The organism is Aquibium sp. A9E412, assembly GCF_030398335.1.
In the GTDB taxonomy this organism is placed as follows: Bacteria; Pseudomonadota; Alphaproteobacteria; order Rhizobiales; family Rhizobiaceae; genus A9E412.
The window spans coordinates 1-15228 of the sequence record NZ_JAOAOP010000081.1; the positions used below are offsets into that span (position 1 = coordinate 1).

At 73.7% G+C, this 15228-nt stretch carries 13 protein-coding genes; 7 read left to right on the forward strand and 6 right to left on the reverse strand.

Annotated features, from left to right (window positions below; all coding sequences use genetic code 11):
* Positions 1-53: 53 nt before the first annotated feature.
* A complete protein-coding gene (locus N1F89_RS18605; protein ID WP_290085916.1) occupies positions 54-287 on the forward strand; it encodes a DUF1289 domain-containing protein in 234 nt (77 codons plus the stop codon).
* Positions 287-994 (forward strand): TIGR02281 family clan AA aspartic protease, encoded by a 708-nt coding sequence (locus N1F89_RS18610; protein ID WP_290085917.1) that lies wholly within the window; start codon positions 287-289, stop codon positions 992-994. The genes N1F89_RS18605 and N1F89_RS18610 overlap by 1 nt, the downstream gene beginning before the upstream one ends.
* Before the next feature lie 125 nt (positions 995-1119).
* Here the strand turns inward: N1F89_RS18610 and N1F89_RS18615 are convergent, their stop codons facing one another.
* Positions 1120-1941 carry a sulfite exporter TauE/SafE family protein gene (locus N1F89_RS18615; protein WP_290085918.1) on the reverse strand — a complete coding sequence of 274 codons (822 nt, stop codon included), beginning with the start codon at positions 1939-1941 and terminating at the stop codon, positions 1120-1122.
* A 73-nt stretch (positions 1942-2014) separates the two neighbouring features.
* Complete coding sequence (gene dusA / locus N1F89_RS18620) at positions 2015-3004, reverse strand: tRNA dihydrouridine(20/20a) synthase DusA (RefSeq protein WP_290085919.1); 990 nt, start codon at positions 3002-3004, stop codon at positions 2015-2017.
* A 383-nt stretch (positions 3005-3387) separates the two neighbouring features.
* Between dusA and N1F89_RS18625 the strand changes: the two genes are divergently transcribed.
* From N1F89_RS18625 to N1F89_RS18635, 3 genes are all read left to right on the forward strand, one after another.
* Positions 3388-4179, forward strand: coding sequence for a TIGR03084 family metal-binding protein (locus tag N1F89_RS18625; RefSeq protein ID WP_290085920.1), 792 nt, complete (start codon positions 3388-3390; stop codon positions 4177-4179).
* 306 nt (positions 4180-4485) lie between these two features.
* Positions 4486-6114: a carboxyl transferase domain-containing protein gene (locus N1F89_RS18630; protein ID WP_290085921.1), complete on the forward strand. Its 1629-nt coding sequence runs from the start codon at positions 4486-4488 to the stop codon at positions 6112-6114.
* Positions 6111-8099, forward strand: a complete 1989-nt coding sequence (locus tag N1F89_RS18635) for a biotin carboxylase N-terminal domain-containing protein (RefSeq protein WP_290085922.1) — start codon at positions 6111-6113, stop codon at positions 8097-8099. Before N1F89_RS18630 ends, N1F89_RS18635 begins: the two co-directional genes overlap by 4 nt.
* Before the next feature lie 84 nt (positions 8100-8183).
* Here the strand turns inward: N1F89_RS18635 and N1F89_RS18640 are convergent, their stop codons facing one another.
* Positions 8184-9626, reverse strand: coding sequence for an amidase (locus N1F89_RS18640; RefSeq protein WP_290085923.1), 1443 nt, complete (start codon positions 9624-9626; stop codon positions 8184-8186).
* A 367-nt stretch (positions 9627-9993) separates the two neighbouring features.
* Positions 9994-10224 (reverse strand): DUF465 domain-containing protein, encoded by a 231-nt coding sequence (locus tag N1F89_RS18645; RefSeq protein WP_290085924.1) that lies wholly within the window; start codon positions 10222-10224, stop codon positions 9994-9996.
* A 318-nt stretch (positions 10225-10542) separates the two neighbouring features.
* Between N1F89_RS18645 and N1F89_RS18650 the strand changes: the two genes are divergently transcribed.
* Both N1F89_RS18650 and N1F89_RS18655 read left to right on the forward strand, forming a co-directional pair.
* Positions 10543-11691, forward strand: a complete 1149-nt coding sequence (locus tag N1F89_RS18650; RefSeq protein ID WP_290085925.1) for a CaiB/BaiF CoA-transferase family protein — start codon at positions 10543-10545, stop codon at positions 11689-11691.
* 23 nt (positions 11692-11714) lie between these two features.
* Positions 11715-12593 carry an EamA family transporter gene (locus tag N1F89_RS18655; protein WP_290085926.1) on the forward strand — a complete coding sequence of 293 codons (879 nt, stop codon included), beginning with the start codon at positions 11715-11717 and terminating at the stop codon, positions 12591-12593.
* A 98-nt stretch (positions 12594-12691) separates the two neighbouring features.
* Here the strand turns inward: N1F89_RS18655 and N1F89_RS18660 are convergent, their stop codons facing one another.
* Both N1F89_RS18660 and N1F89_RS18665 read right to left on the reverse strand, forming a co-directional pair.
* Positions 12692-14125 (reverse strand): aldehyde dehydrogenase family protein, encoded by a 1434-nt coding sequence (locus N1F89_RS18660; RefSeq protein WP_290085927.1) that lies wholly within the window; start codon positions 14123-14125, stop codon positions 12692-12694.
* Between the two features lie 64 nt (positions 14126-14189).
* On the reverse strand, positions 14190-15228 hold a 1039-nt coding region (locus tag N1F89_RS18665; RefSeq protein WP_290085928.1), incomplete at its 5' end, for a thiamine pyrophosphate-dependent enzyme.

Sequence of the window (15228 nt, forward strand, 5' to 3'; positions counted from 1 at the left end):
ACTTGCGCGCCGGCGCGCCACGTCCCATGTGGAGCACAACGGAAAGGAACGCCATGAGCGCCGTCGCCTCGCCCTGCATCCTGGTCTGCTCGATCGACATGAAGACCGGCTTCTGCTTCGGCTGCGGCCGCACGCGCGACGAGATCGCCGGCTGGCTGGCCATGAGCGAGGCCGAGCGCGAGGCCGTGACGGCGGCGCTGCCGGGGCGGCTGGAGACGGTCGAGCGGCGGCCGCGGCGCGAGACGCGGCGCGCCCGCATGGCGCGCGAGCGGCAGGAGCGCGGCTGATGCGCCAGCCCCTCTTCCTGGCCGCCATGGCGGCGCTCGGCCTCGGCCTCGTGCTGCTCGTGCTCAACCACGATTCGGGCCGCGTGCTCGGCATGGCGAGCGGCGACTTCGCCTCGCTGGTCATGCTCGGCACGCTGGCGGCGGTGCTGTCGGCCGCCTTCGTCGGTGGCCGCCACCGCGGCGGGCCGCTTCTGCGCATGGCGGCGCTGTGGCTGGCGATCCTGGTGCTGCTCGTCGGCGGCTACCAGTACCGCTACGAGCTGCAGGACGTCGCCAGCCGGCTGACCGCCGGCCTGGTGCCCGGCAGCCCGCTGACCGTGGTCGGCGGCGAAGGCGGCACGCGCGTCATGCTGGAGAAGTCGGCCGGCGGCCATTTCGAGGTTCTGGCCGAGATCAACGGCCGCTCGGTGCGCGCGCTCGTCGACACCGGCGCCACGTCGACGGTGCTGACCGCCCGCGACGCCGCGCGCGCCGGCTACGATCCCGGCAGCCTCGTCTACGACGTGCCGGTGGCGACGGCCAACGGCATCGCCCGCGCCGCGCGCGTCGAGGCGGCCGAGATCACCGTCGGCGCGATCACCCGGCGCGGCCTGCCGCTGCTCGTCGCCGAGCCCGGCCGGCTCGGCCAGAGCCTGCTCGGCATGAACTTCCTGTCCAGCCTGTCGGGCTTCGACGTGCGCGGCGACCGGCTGATCCTGCACGACTGAGTGGCCGGGCGCGCGGCCGGAGCCTATGGCGCTTCCAGGCGAAGTGGAAACCGGTTCGCCGTTCGCAAACGCGTGAAGACAATGCGTGAGAGCCGATCTGCGATTCCGTGACACGCGGAACGGCTCTAGAACAGGCTCCACACGAAGCGCGCCGAGACGACGAGCAGGAACAGGCCGAAGCCGATCTCGAGCTGGCGGCGCGACAGGGCGTGCGCCACGCTGGCGCCGAGCGGCGCGACGATCAGCGTCACCGGGATGATGATGATGACCGCGATCCAGTTGATGAAGCCGGTCGAGGCGATCGGCAGCGCCGGGTCGCCCCAGCCGGCCCACATGTAGCCGAACAGGCCGGGGATCGAGATCAGCACGCCGACGCCGGCCGAGGTGGCGACGGCCTGGTGCATCGGCCGGCCGTAGAGCGTCATGAAGGTGTTGTTGAGCACGCCGCCGCCGATGCCCATCAGCGTCGACAGGAAGCCGATGACCAGGCCGATCGCGCCGCGCAGCGGATTGGCCGGCAGCTCGCTGCCGAGCTGCCAGCTCTCGCGGTTGAGCAGCAGCCGCAGGCCGACGGCGAAGGCGATGGCCGCGAAGATCGCGCGCAGGCCCGCGCCCGACACCGAGGCGGCGACCAGCGAGCCGAGCACGACGCCGGCTGGCACCGAGACGACGAAGCTCCTCAGCACCGCCATGTCGACCGCGCCGCGCCGGTAGTGCGCCTGGAAGGAGCGCAGCGAGGTCGGCACGATGACCGCCAGCGAGGTGCCGACGGCCAGGTGCACCCGCACGCTCTCGTCGATGTCGAGCAGCACGAACACCTGATAGAACACCGGCACCAGGATGGCGCCGCCGCCGATGCCGAACACCCCGGCCAGAAAGCCGGCCACCACGCCGGCGACCGCCAGCGCCGCGGCGAAGGCCGCGATCTCGCTCCATGGCAATTCCATGCAATCCCCTCTCAGAACGGAGCCGCCGGCGGCAGCCCCCGCGCCGGCCGCGACGGCGGCCGGCCCCTCCTCGTCAGGCCGCGCGCGGCTCGGACGTCACGCCCGCCGCCGCCGCCGCCTCGCAAAGCACCTCCGGCCCCGCCCCCTCGGCCACCGCGCGGGTGGCGAGGATCTGGCGGTAGCGCCGCGCCCCCGGCAGGCCGTGCATCAGTCCCGTCATGTGCCGGGTGACGTGCACCAGTCGGCCGCCCTCGGCGATGTGGCGCGCCGCGTGCTCGACCATGGCGGCGACCACCGCACCGAGATCGGCCGCCGCCGCCGGCCGCCCGGCAAGCCGCCGGTCGAGCGCGGCGAGCAGCACCGGGTTGTGGTAGGCGGCCCGGCCGAGCATCGCGCCGTCGACATGGGCGAGCTGCGCGACGACCTCGTCTTCTGCCTGAAGGCCGCCGTTTATGCCGATGAATCGATTCGCCAATCGCGCCTTCAGCCGGTAGACGCGGTCGCGGTCGAGCGGCGGCACGTCGCGGTTTTCCTTCGGCGACAGCCCCTTCAGCCAGGCCTTGCGCGCATGCACCCACAGCGCGTCCGCGCCGGCCGCGAACACGCCGTCGGCGAGCGCGTCGAGCGCGCTCTCCGGGTCCTGGTCGTCGACGCCGATGCGGCACTTCACCGTCACCGGCACCGTGACGGCCCGCTTCATCGCCGCCACGCACTCGGCGACCAGCGCCGGCGTCTTCATCAGGCAGGCGCCGAAGGTGCCCGACTGCACGCGGTCGGACGGGCAGCCGACATTGAGGTTGATCTCGTCAAAGCCGAAATCCGCGGCGATGCGTGCCGCCTCGGCGAGCCGGGCCGGCGCCGAGCCGCCGAGCTGCAGCGCGACGGGATGCTCGGCCGGGTCGAAGCGCAGCAGCCGCGCCCGGTCGCCGTGCAGCACGGCGTCGGCCACCACCATCTCGGTGTAGAGCAGCGCGCGCGGCGCGAGCAGACGGTGGAGGTACCGGCAGTGCCGGTCCGTCCAGTCCATCATCGGCGCCACGGCCAGTGTCGCGTCGTGCGTCACGCTTCCATCGCTCGCGCTTGCGGGCCACCGCGCGAGGCGGCGGCGATCCCGTCCTGGAGCCGTCCTGCGTCTTGCCGAACGGCAGACCGGCTCCAGCCCGTCGTTTCGTCGCGTTTCCGCCCGGCGGGCCGGTTCCCGCCTCGCCTGGAAACGCTCTAGAGCATGCCGCGGCCGGGTGGAAGGACCTCGGCCGCATAGATGCGGCGAAATCAATCGGATAGGTCTCGCCGGCGGCCGCGGCAGGCGTCTCGGCGCCATGATCTAGGCGACTGGCGCAATGGACTCAAGCCCGCCGGTGCCGCGAGGCCGCGTGCGCGGCGCTTAAGCATGGCGGCCGATCGTGCTACCGGTTTGCTAGGCGCCAGGCGGCGGAGGGAGGAACGATGCAACAGGCCGAGGATTTCGGCGCCGAGAGCGCGGCGCTGGCCGACATGCTGGAGACGCTGGCGCCGGACGACTGGCGCCGCCCGACCCGCTTCAAGGGCTGGACGCCGGACGACGTGCTCGTCCACCTGCATTTCTGGAACCGGGCGCAGGACCTGGCGCTGACCGACCCCGACCGGCTGCGCAGCGAGATCGCCGCGGTCGGCGCGGCGATGGCCGAAGGGCGCGGCCGCGCGCACGAGAACGCCGCGGTGCGCGAGCGCGGCCGCGACCTGCTCGCCGCCTGGCGCGCCTATGCCGCCGACATGGCAGAGCGCTGGCGCGCCGTCGACCCCAAGCGCCGGCTGCCCTGGGTCGGCCCCGACATGTCGGCGCGCTCGGCCATGACGGCGCGCCAGATGGAGACCTGGGCGCACGGCCAGGCGATCTACGACCTGATGGGGCTGGAACGCGCCGAGCACGACCGCATCCGCAACATCGTCTTTCTCGGCGTCGGCGCCTTCGCCTGGTCGTTCCACGTCCAGGGCCTGCCGAAGCCGGCGGCCGAGCCCTGTCTGCGGCTCACCGCGCCGTCCGGCGCGCTGTGGGAGTATGGCGCGCCGCGCGACGACGAGCGCATCGTCGGGCCGGCCGTCGATTTCGCCCGTGTCGTCACCCAGACGCGCAACGTCGCCGACACCGCGCTCGACGTCACCGGACCGACCGCCACGCTGTGGATGCGCACCGCCCAGTGCTTCGCCGGCCCGCGCGAGCGGCCGCCGGCGCCGGGCGAGCGCTTGCGCGAGGCGTGACGGCCCGTCGCCCGAAGCCTGCGGCCGATCCCGCGCCGCCGTCCGCCGTGGCTTTCCGCCATCGCTTTCCGCCGTCGCTTTCCGCCATCGCTTTCCGCCATCGCTTTCCATTGACTTCCGCATCGGCGCTTCTGTCTAAATCGCCGGGGACGGGGCGCCGGCACCGGGACGGCCCGCGACCGCCGACCATGTCGTCAACGAAGCGGCCGGCCAACCGCCGCGCGAGGGGAGAGCCATGAGGCAAGACAGCACGACGACCGCCGCGCGCCGGCAGCGCGACCGCCGGGCCGCCGCCCGGAGGCGGGCATGAGCGCGCCGCTCGCCACGGCCGTCGCGCCGGGCAGCGCCGGCTACGCGGCCAATGCCGAGCGCATGGCCGGGCTGCTCGCCCGCCTGCGCGAGATCGAGGCGCGCACGCGTGCGGCCTCCGAACGCGCCCGCGAGCGGGTGGAAAAGCGCGGCCAGCTCCTGCCGCGCGAGCGCGTCGCGCTGCTGCTCGACCCCGGCGAGCCCTTCGTCGAGCTCGCCACCCTCGCCGGCTATCGCTGCGACACCGAGGATGCCGGGCGCAGCATCGCCGGCGGCGGCCTGATCGCCGGCATCGGCGTCGTCGCCGGGCGCCGCGTCATGGTCAGCGCCAACGACAGCGGCATCGCCGCCGGCGCGCTGCAGCCCTACGGGCTGGAGAAGGTGCTGCGCATGCAGGAGATCGCGCTCGAGAACCGCCTGCCCTACGTGCAGCTCGTCGAGAGCGCCGGCGCCAACCTGATGGCCTACCGCGTCGAGGACTTCGTGCATGGCGGCGGCCTGTTCCGCAACCTGGCGCGGCTGTCGGCCGCCGGCCTGCCGGTCGTCACCGTCACGCACGGCTCCTCGACCGCCGGCGGCGCCTATCAGACCGGCCTGTCCGACCACATCGTCATGGTGCGCGGGCGCACCCGCGCCTTCCTGGCCGGGCCGCCGCTGCTCAAGGCGGCCACCGGCGAGGTGGCGAGCGAGGAGGAGCTCGGCGGCGCCGAGATGCACACCTCCGTCTCCGGCCTCGGCGACCACCTGGCCGAGGACGACCGCGAGGCGATCGGCATCGCCCGCGACATCGTCGCCGGCCTCGCCTGGGATGACGTCGCCGGCGACCGCGCCGCGCGGCTTGCCGCCGACCCGCCGCTCTACCCGGCCGAGGACCTGATGGCGATCATGCCGGCCGACCCGCGCCGCCCGGTCGACATGCGCGAGGTCGTCGCGCGCCTCGCCGACGGCTCGCGTTTCGTGGAGACCGGCCGCGACTACGGCCCGGCCACCGTGTGCGGCACCATGCGGCTGGCCGGCCGGCCGCTCGGCATCGTCACCAACAACGGCCCGCTCGACCCGGCCGGCGCCAACAAGGCGACGCACTTCATCCAGGCCTGCTGCCAGACCGGCACGCCGATCCTCTATCTCAACAACACCACCGGCTTCCTGGTCGGCCGGGAACCGGAGCAGGCCGGCATGATCAAGCACGGCTCGAAGATGATCCAGGCCGTCACCAGCGCCACCGTGCCGCAGATCACGCTGTTCTGCGGCGCCTCCTTCGGCGCCGGCAATTACGGCATGTGCGGCCGCGGCTTCGCGCCGCGCTTCGCCTTCTCCTGGCCGACCGCGCAGACCGCCGTGATGGGTCCCGACCAGGCCGCCGACACGATGGCGATCGTCGCCGAGGCCGGCGCGCGGCGGCGCGGCGAGGAGCCCGACCGCACCGCGCTGGAGCGCCAGCGCGAGCGCATCGTCGCCCATTTCTCCAGCCAGATGGACGTCTTCGCCACCAGCGCGCGGCTGCTCGACGACGGCGTCATCGACCCGCGCGACACCCGCCCGCTGCTGGCCGAGCTGCTCGACGTCTGCGCGGCGGCCGAGGCGCACACCGTGCGGCCCATGCAGTTCTCGGTGGCGCGGCCATGAGCGCGCCGTCGAAAACGCCGTTCGCCACGCTGCTCGTCGCCAACCGCGGCGAGATCGCGCTGCGCGTCATGCGCTCGGCGCGCGCGCTCGGCCTGCGCACGGTTGCGGTCTTCTCGGACGCCGACGCCGGCGCGCCGCATGTGCGCGCCGCCGACCTGGCGCTGCCGATCGGCCCGGCCGCGCCGGCGCAGTCCTACCTGTCGATCGACGCCATCCTGCAGGCCGCGCGCGCGGCCGGCGCCGACGCCGTGCATCCCGGCTACGGCTTCCTGGCCGAGAACGCCGACTTCGCCGCCGCCTGCGCCGCGGCCGGCCTGGTCTTCGTCGGCCCCCGCGCCGAGACGATCCGCACCATGGGCGACAAGGCGGCGGCCAAGCGCGCCATGGCCGAGGCGGGCGTGTCCGGCGTGCCGGGCTATGACGGCGCCGACCAGTCGGACGCGGCGTTCCTGGCGGCGGCCGGCGAGATCGGCTATCCGCTGATGGTCAAGGCGGTGGCCGGCGGCGGCGGCCGCGGCATGCGCCGCGTCGCCGGGCCGGACGCGCTCGCCGAGGCGCTGCGCGCGGCGCGCGGCGAGGCCGCGGCGGCCTTCGGCGACCCGCGCCTGATGCTCGAGACGGCGATCGCCGATCCGCGCCATGTCGAGATCCAGGTGTTCGGCGACCGGCACGGCAACGCCATCCATCTCGGCGAGCGCGACTGCTCGATCCAGCGCCGCAACCAGAAGCTGATCGAGGAGGCGCCCTCGCCCGCCCTCGACGACGGGCTGCGCGCCGCCATGGGCGCGGCCGCGGTGCGCGCCACCCGGGCGCTCGGCTACGAGGGGGCCGGCACCTTCGAGTTCCTGCTCGATGCCGACGGCCGCTTCCATTTCATGGAGATGAACACGCGTCTTCAGGTCGAGCATCCGGTGACCGAGGCGCTGACCGGGCTCGACCTCGTCGCCCTGCAGCTCAGGGTCGCCGCCGGCGAGCCGCTCGGGCTGGCGCAGGGCGACGTCCGTCTCGCCGGCCACGCCATCGAGGCGCGCATCTGCGCGGAGGACGAGGACGGCTTCGTGCCGCAGTCCGGCCGCATGGCGCGCTGGGCGATGCCCGCCGCGCTGCGCGTCGACAGCGCCCTGGAGCCCGGCGCCGAGGTGCCGCCGCACTACGATTCGCTGATCGCCAAGCTGGTCGCGCACGGCCCCACCCGCGAGGCGGCGCGGCGCCGGCTGGCCGACGGGCTGCGCCGCGCCGTCGCGCTCGGCGTGACCACCAACATCGGCTTCCTGGCGCGCTGCCTGGAGCATCCCGACTTCGTCGAAGGCCGCGCCACCACCGGCTTCGTCGCGGCCCATGCCGCGGCGCTGGCGCGGCCGGCCGACGGCGACGGCCAGGTGCGCCGGCTCGCCGCCCTGCTGCTGCGCCTGACCGCGCCGCATGGCGGCACCTTCCACACCGCCGGCGCGCTGCTGCCGACCTTCGCCGTGCCGGTGCGGCTGGCGCTCGCCGGGGCCGAGCACGGCGTCTCGGTGACGGCGGCGCCGGACGGCCTGCTGACGGCGGAGGACGGCGACGGCCGCACCTTGCTGCGCCCGCTGCGGCTCGACGCCGAGGCGCTGCAGGCCGCGATCGACGGGGTCGTGCGCCGCGTCGCGCTGCTGCGCGAGGGTGACCGGCTGTGCTTCATGCTCGACGGCGAGACGCACGAGGCGCGCGACCTGACCCTGTGCGCCGCGCGCCGCGCCGGCGCCGGGCGCAGCGACACGTTGCTCGCGCCGATGAGCGGCCGCGTGTCGGCCGTGCATGTCGCGCCCGGCGACCGCTTCGCCGCCCGCCAGGCGCTGGTCGCCGTCGAGGCGATGAAGATGGAGCACGATCTGTCGCTGCCGGCCGAAGGCACGGTGGCCGAGGTGCTGGTTGCGCCCGGCCAGCAGGTCTCGACCGGCCAGCTCCTGCTCAGACTGGAGCCGGCCGCCGCCGAGGGCGCCGCCGCGGGGTGAACGCGGGGACCCGCGCGCCGGGCCGGCCGGCATCGCCGCCTGCGAAAGCCGGGCGCGGCCGGAGCCGCGCCCGCGGCAATGGCGTCAGGCAGAGACCGGCGGCTTGCGGCCGGCCCACGGCATCTCCTGCTCGAGCACGGCCGCCAGCGCCAGCACCGCGGCCTCGTCGCCATAGCGGCCGACCGCCTGCACGCCGATCGGGATGCCGTCCTGCGACATGCCGAGCGGCAGCGAGATCGCCGGCTGGCCCGACATGTTGAACGGGAACATGAAGAAGGCGTCCGTCCACAGCGCGTTGTAGGCGTCGAGGTCGGTCATCGCCATGTCGTAGTAGCCGACCGGGCGGGGAAGCTGCGTCAGCGTCGGCGTCAGGAAGATGTCGTAGTCGGCCAGGTCCATCGCCACCGAGCGGCCGATCTGGCGCACCGCCTCGACGTCGGCGATGTGGCGCACGCCGTCGGTCGCCCGGCCGCGCTCGATGATCGCCCAGGTGATCGGCTCGACGTCGTCGGCCGTCACCGGCCGGCCGACCAGCGGCGCCATCCATTCGTAGATCGCCGCCGTCTGCACGCAGCTCATATGCGTGTAGGTCTTCCAGGCCGCCTCGAAGTCGAGCGCCATATGCTTTTCCTCGACGTCGTGGCCGAGCCCTTCCAGCACCGTCAGCGTCTGCTGCATGGTGCGCCTGACGTCGTCATGCAGCGGCAGGCCGGCCGGCGGCGTCATGCTGTAGCCGATGCGCAGCCGGCGCGGCGCCTCGCGCGACAGCGCGAGCCACGAGCGCTCGGGCCGCGGCGGCGTGTAGGGATCGCCCGGCAGCCAGCCGGCCACCGCGTCGAGATAGGCGGCGCTGTCGCGCACCGTGCGCGTGTTGCAGAAGAAGTAGGCGCTGCCGTGCCACACGTCGGCGAAGGGGGCGAGCGTGATGCGCCCGCGCGACGGCTTCAGCCCGACGACGCCGCAGCACGAGGCCGGCACGCGGATCGAGCCGGCCGCGTCGCTCGCCTCGGCCACCGGCACCATGCGCGCGGCGACCGCGGCCGCCGTGCCGCCGCTCGAGCCGCCGGCCGTCACCGCGTCGTTCCACGGGTTGACGGTGGCGCCGTAGAGCTTCGGCTCGGTCGCGATCGACCAGCCGTTCTCCGGCGCGTTCGACTTGCCGACCAGCACCAGCCCGGCCTGCTTGATGCGCTTGACGACCTCCATGTCCTCCTCGGCGACGACATCCTTGAGATAGGCCGAGGCGCTGGTGTTCGGCGCCCCCTTCCAGGCCGAGGCGAGCTCCTTGAGCAGGAACGGCACGCCGGCGAACGGCGCCTCCTTGTCGACCGTCGGCGCCTGCGCCCGGCCCATGTCGTAGAGCTTGTGGATCACGGCGTTGAGCGCCGGGTTGACCGTCTCGATCGCCGCCACCGCGGCCTCGACCAGCTCGGCCGGGCTCACCTCCCCCTTGCGCACCAGCGCGCCCAGCGCCAGCCCGTCCGACTGGGTGTAGGTCTCGACCAGATTGTCGTTCGCATCCGCCATGGCGTCTCTCCCTCCTACGATCGCGGCGCGGGCGGGGGCCCGGGCCGCGGCCATTGATGCCACAGCCCGGGCGGCGGATCACCCGTCCCTTCGCAGGAAGGTCGCAAGCGTTTGCCGGCAAGGCGGGAGCAGCGCGCGCTCCGCGATCCCGCCGCGTCGCGGTTCAGCGGCCGGCCGCGCCGCGCGCGGGGCGGCGGGCCGAGCGCGTGCGCGGCGTCTCCAAGCGCGCCGGCACGTCGTTGAGCCGGCTCGGCTCGCGGCCGCCGCGCCAAGGCACCGGCGGCGCGTCCGCCGGGCCGGTGCGCCGCACATGCGGCGACGGGCGGCCGCCGGCGGGCGCCGGCGTCATCGCACGCCCCGCGGCCGGTCAGCGCGCCGCATCGCGCACCACCTGGCGCGGCGCACGGCGCCGCACCACCATCACCGGCGGCTTGTCGTCGCGCCGCTCGAGGAACTCGATCTGCTCGCGAAAGCCGAGCCGGATCTTCTTCAGCGCCATGATGCGCAGGCTGTCGGGCCGCGGCCGCGACTGCTCGGCATCGATCTTGGCCTGCACGATGTCGTGGCGGGTGCGAAGCGACTTCAAGAGCGGGTTCATCCTGGCCTCCTTTCCAGCGGTGCCGTTGATGTGGGTGGCCGCCCGCGATAGAGCCAATTGATTGTTCTTCGCAGCCTGATTGAATTTGTCTATCGGATCGCGCCGCAGCGCGGCCGCCGCGGCGCAGGCGTTGCATCGCGTCGCGCAAGCGCGCAAAAGGTGGCCACGCGTCGCGCAAGCGCGCAAAAGGTGGCCACGCGTCGCGCAAGCGCGCAAAAGGTGGCCACGCGCCGCGCAAGCGCGCAAAAGGTGACGACGCGCCGCGCAAGCGCGCAAAGGTGACGACGCGGCAGCAGCGCCGCGCGAACAGGAGGCGGCATGGGCGATCTCGAAGGGCTTCTCGTTGTCAGCGTCGAACAGGCGGTCGCCGCGCCCTACGCCTCGGGCCGGCTGGCCGACGCCGGCGCCCGCGTCGTCAAGGTGGAGCGGCCGGAGGGCGACTTCGCGCGGCGCTACGACGCCCATGTCAACGGCGGCAGCGCCTATTTCGTCTGGCTCAACCGAGGCAAGCAGTCGCTCGCCCTCGACCTCAAGCAGGACGGCGACCGCGCCCTGCTCGGCGCCATGCTGGCGCGCGCCGACGTCTTCATCCAGAACCTGGCGCCCGGCGCCGTGGAGCGCATGGGCTTCGCCCCGGCCGCGCTCCGGCGCGCCCATCCCCGCCTCGTCACCTGTTCGATCTCCGGCTACGGCAGCACCGGCCCGTGGCGCGAGCAGAAGGCCTACGACCTCCTGATCCAGGCCGAGAGCGGCCTGTGCGCCGTCACCGGCACGCCCGACACGCCGTCGCGCGTCGGCGTCTCGGTGTGCGACATCGCCGCCGGCATGACCGCGCATCAGGCGATCCTGCAGGCGCTCTACGCGCGCGAGCGCTCCGGCGCGGGCCGCGCCATCGAGGTGTCGCTGTTCCACGCCATGGCCGACTGGATGAACGTGCCCTTCCTGCAGCACCGCTACGGCGGCGCGACGCCCGGCCGGGTCGGGCTCAAGCATCCCTCCATCGCGCCCTACGGCGCCTTTGCCTGCGCCGACGGCAAGGCGCTGCTGATCGCCGTGCAGAACGAGCGCGAGTGGCAGCGGCTGTGCGCCGACGTGCTCGGCCGGCCGGAGCTGGCCACCGCCGAGGGCTTCGCCGGCAATGCCGCGCGCGTCGCCAACCGCGCCGCCGTCGACGGGCTGGTTGCCGCCGCCTTCGCCGAGCGCGCGCGCGAGGAGGTGATCGCGCTCCTGGCCGCCGCCGGCATCGCCTATGGCCGGCTGTCCGACCTCGACGATCTCGAGGCGCATCCGCAGAACCGCTTCATCCAGGTGGCGACCGAGAACGGCCCGGTCGAGCTGCTGGCACCGGGCGCCGTGGTCGCCGGACGCAGCGAGCGCTACGGCGCGGTGCCGGCGCTCGACGAGCACGGCGCGGCGCTGCGCGCCGAGTTCGCCGCTCCGCCCCCGGCCGGCTCCGGCCGAACATGAGCCGGCCGGGGGCGGAGCGCGCCGTGCCCGCCGGGCTCGCCGCGGGGCCGCTCCTGGTGGCCTTCGCGGCCATGCTGTGGGGCACCGTCGGCGCTGCCTCCGACGTGCTCTACGGCCTCGCGCCGGTACCGCCGCTCGCCGTCGGCTTCTTCCGCCTGGCGCTCGCCGTGCCGCTGCTTGTCCTGTGGTGCTGGTGGCGCGTCGGCCGCGACACCTTCCGCTTCGACGGCGCCGACGGCTGGCGCATCGTCGCGCTCGGCGCCGCGCAGGCGGCCTATCAGGTGTTCTATTTCCGTGCCGTCGCCGAGGTCGGCGTCGCGGTGGCCACGCTGGTGACGATCTGTTCGGCGCCGGTGCTGATCGCCGCGCTCGCCGTCGGCGTGCTCAAGGAGCCGCTGACGCGCCGCCTCGTCGCCGCGCTCGCCGTCGGGCTCGCCGGCGCCGCGCTGCTGGTCGGCGCGCCGCGCGACGGCGCCTGGTCGCCGCATGCCCTTTGGGGCCTCGGCTCGGCCGCCGCCTATGCGGTCTTCGTCATCCTGTCGCGCACGCTGGCGCATCACGATCCCGGCAAGCTGGTCGCTGTCGGCTTCGGCACCGGCGCGCTGCTGCTCGCCCCCTTCGCGCTCGCCGGCGGGCTCGGCCTCGCCGCCCTGCCCGCCGCCGCCTGGGGCATGCTGGTCTATATCGGCCTGGTGCCGACCGCGCTCGCCTATCTCGTCTATTTCGTCGGCATGCGCACCACGGCGGCCACGCCGGCCAGCGTGCTGACGCTCGCCGAACCGCTGACGGCGACACTGATCGCCGTCGTGCTGCTCGGCGAGCGGCTGGAGGGCGCCGCCCTGGCCGGCGCCGCCCTGCTGGTCGGCGCGCTGGCGCTTCTCCTGCGCCGCCGCGCCGCCTGACGCGTATCCGGGCGACGTGGAAACCGGTTCGCCGTTCGCAAACGCGTGAAAACAATGCGTTAGAGCCGATCTGCGCTTCCGTGAAACGCCGAACGGCTCTAGGCCAGCGTGTAGGCGGTCTTCACCGTGGTGTAGAACTCCGCCGCATAGCGCCCCTGCTCGCGCGGGCCGTAGCTCGAGCCCTTGCTGCCGCCGAACGGCACGTGGAAGTCGACGCCGGCCGTCGGCAGGTTGACCATCACCATGCCCGCCTCCGCGTTGCGCTTGTAGTGCGTGGCGTGCTTCAGGCTCGTCGTGCAGATGCCCGACGACAGGCCATAGGGCGTGTCGTTGGCGACCGTCAGCGCCTCCTCGTAGTCCTTGACGCGGATGACGCTCGCCACCGGGCCGAAGATCTCCTCGCGGTTGATGCGCATGGCGTTGGCGGTCTCGGTGAACAGCGCCGGCTGCAGGTAGAAGCCCGGCGTCTCGCGGTTCAGCCGCTCGCCGCCGAACACCAGCCGGGCGCCCTCGTCGCGGCCGATGGCGATGTAGCGCTCGTCCTGGTCGAGCTGGTTCTGGTCGACCACCGGGCCGATCTGCGTGCCCTCCTTGACCGCGTTGTCGACGACCAGCGCCTTCAGCCTGTCCGTCAGCGCCGCGACGAAGCGGTCGTGGATGCCCTCGGTGACGACGAGGCGCGAGGATGCCGTGCAGCGCTGGCCGGTCGAGAAGAAGGCGCCGTTGACGGCGCAGTCGACCGCCGTGTCGAGGTCGGCGTCGTCGAGCACCACCAGCGGGTTCTTGCCGCCCATCTCGAGCTGCACCTTGCGCATGTGCTCGGCCGAGGCCGCCGCCACGCGCCGGCCGGTCGCCACCGAGCCGGTGAAGCTGATGGCGTCGATGTCGGCGCTGTCGAGCATCGCCTGGCCGACGACCGAGCCCTTGCCCATCACCAGGTTGAGCACGCCCGCCGGCAGCCCGGCGCGGTGCAGGATGTCGGCGATCGCCCAGGCGCAGCCCGGCACCAGTTCGGCCGGCTTGAAGACGACCGTGTTGCCGTAGCACAGCGCCGGCGCGATCTTCCACGCCGGGATTGCGATCGGGAAGTTCCACGGCGTGATGATGCCGACGACGCCGACCGCCTGGCGCGTCATCTCGACGCCGATGCCCGGCCGCACCGAGGGGATCGTCTCGCCGGCCAGCCGCAGCGTCTCGCCGGCGAAGAAGTCGAAGATCTGCCCCGCGCGCGCCGCCTCGCCGATGCCCTCGGCCAGCGTCTTGCCCTCCTCGCGCGCCAGGAGCCGCCCCAGCTCCTCCTTGCGCGCCAGGATCTCGTCGGCCGCCTTGCGCAGCACGCCGTGCCGCGCCATCAGCCCGGAGCGCGACCACGCCGGAAACGCCGCCCGCGCCGCCGCGATCGCCTTTGCCGCATCGTCGGCGCCGGCGCGGGCGTATTGGCCCACCACCTCGTTCGTGTCGGACGGGTTGATGTTGGCGATCGCCTCGCCGTCCACCCATTCGCCGTCGATCAGGTTGCGGTGCAGGTCCATTGGGTTGCGTCCTTTCATTCAGTCGATGGTTCGGTCTGTCGGGCCGCGCGGCCGCGGCGGCCCGTCATGTATCGATAAGCTTCGCCGGTGTCAGCACCCGCGGGTCGGGCAGCACCTCGATCAGGCTGCCGCCGTCGGCCGCCAGCGCCCGCTCGAAGGCCGGCGCGAAGTCGGCCGTGCGCGCCACCCGCTCGCCGTTGAGGCCGTAGGCGCGGGCGAGCGCGACGAAGTCCGGGTTGACGATCCCGGTGCCCGACACGCGCCCGGGATAGTGCTTTTCCTGGTGCATGCGGATGGTGCCGTACATGTTGTTGTTGACGACGACGACGATCAGCCTCAGCCCGGCCTGGGCGACGGTGCCGAGCTCCTGGCAGGTCATCTGCAGGCAGCCGTCGCCGGCGAACGCCACCACCGTGCGCTGCGGGTGCTTCAGCTTGGCCGCGATCGCCGCCGGCAGGCCGTAGCCCATCGAGCCCGAGGTCGGCGCGAGCTGCGTGCGGTAGCCGCGGTGCCGGTAGAAGCGGTGCACCCAGACCGAATAGTTGCCCGCCCCGTTGGTCAGGATGGCGTCGTCCGGCAGCCGGTCGCGCAGCCAGACCATCGCCTCGCCGAGATTGAAGTCGCCGGGCAGCGCCGTGGCCTGATCCGACCAGGCGCGGTAGTCGGCGTTGGCCGCCGCGGTCCAGTCCTGCCAGGCCGGCGCGCCTTCGGGCGCCAGCCCCTGTACGGCCGCCAGGAAGGCCGCGACGCCGGAATTGATCGCTAGCTCCGCCTGGTAGACGCGGCCGAGCTCCTCGGCGTCGGCATGCACGTGCACCAGCCGCTGCTTGGGGCTCGGGCTGTCGAACAGCGTGTAGGACGAGGTCGTGCAGTCGCCGAGCCGGGCGCCGAGCGCGATCACCAGGTCCGCCGCGCCGATGCGCGCGGCGAGCTTCGGGTTGATGCCGAGCCCGGCGTCGCCGGCATAGTTGGCGTGATCGTTGGGAAAGCGGTCCTGGCAGCGGAAGGCGCAGGCGACCGGCAGGCTCCAGCGCTCGGCGAAGCCGACCAGCCGGGCGCAGTCCTCCTCGGTCCAGCTTTCCCCGCCGACGATCATCAGCGGC

Bases quoted from the DNA above. Each gene is read 5' to 3' on its own strand.
- N1F89_RS18610 (WP_290085917.1), top strand. From the start codon at position 287: ATGCGCCAGCCCCTCTTCCTGGCCGCCATGGCGGCGCTCGGCCTCGGC.
- N1F89_RS18605 (WP_290085916.1), top strand. From the start codon at position 54: ATGAGCGCCGTCGCCTCGCCCTGCATCCTGGTCTGCTCGATCGACATG.
- N1F89_RS18615 (WP_290085918.1), bottom strand. From the start codon at position 1,941: ATGGAATTGCCATGGAGCGAGATCGCGGCCTTCGCCGCGGCGCTGGCG.
- N1F89_RS18660 (WP_290085927.1), bottom strand. From the start codon at position 14,125: ATGGACCTGCACCGCAACCTGATCGACGGCGAATGGGTGGACGGCGAG.
- N1F89_RS18630 (WP_290085921.1), top strand. From the start codon at position 4,486: ATGAGCGCGCCGCTCGCCACGGCCGTCGCGCCGGGCAGCGCCGGCTAC.
- N1F89_RS18625 (WP_290085920.1), top strand. From the start codon at position 3,388: ATGCAACAGGCCGAGGATTTCGGCGCCGAGAGCGCGGCGCTGGCCGAC.
- N1F89_RS18645 (WP_290085924.1), bottom strand. From the start codon at position 10,224: ATGAACCCGCTCTTGAAGTCGCTTCGCACCCGCCACGACATCGTGCAG.
- N1F89_RS18635 (WP_290085922.1), top strand. From the start codon at position 6,111: ATGAGCGCGCCGTCGAAAACGCCGTTCGCCACGCTGCTCGTCGCCAAC.
- N1F89_RS18640 (WP_290085923.1), bottom strand. From the start codon at position 9,626: ATGGCGGATGCGAACGACAATCTGGTCGAGACCTACACCCAGTCGGAC.
- N1F89_RS18650 (WP_290085925.1), top strand. From the start codon at position 10,543: ATGGGCGATCTCGAAGGGCTTCTCGTTGTCAGCGTCGAACAGGCGGTC.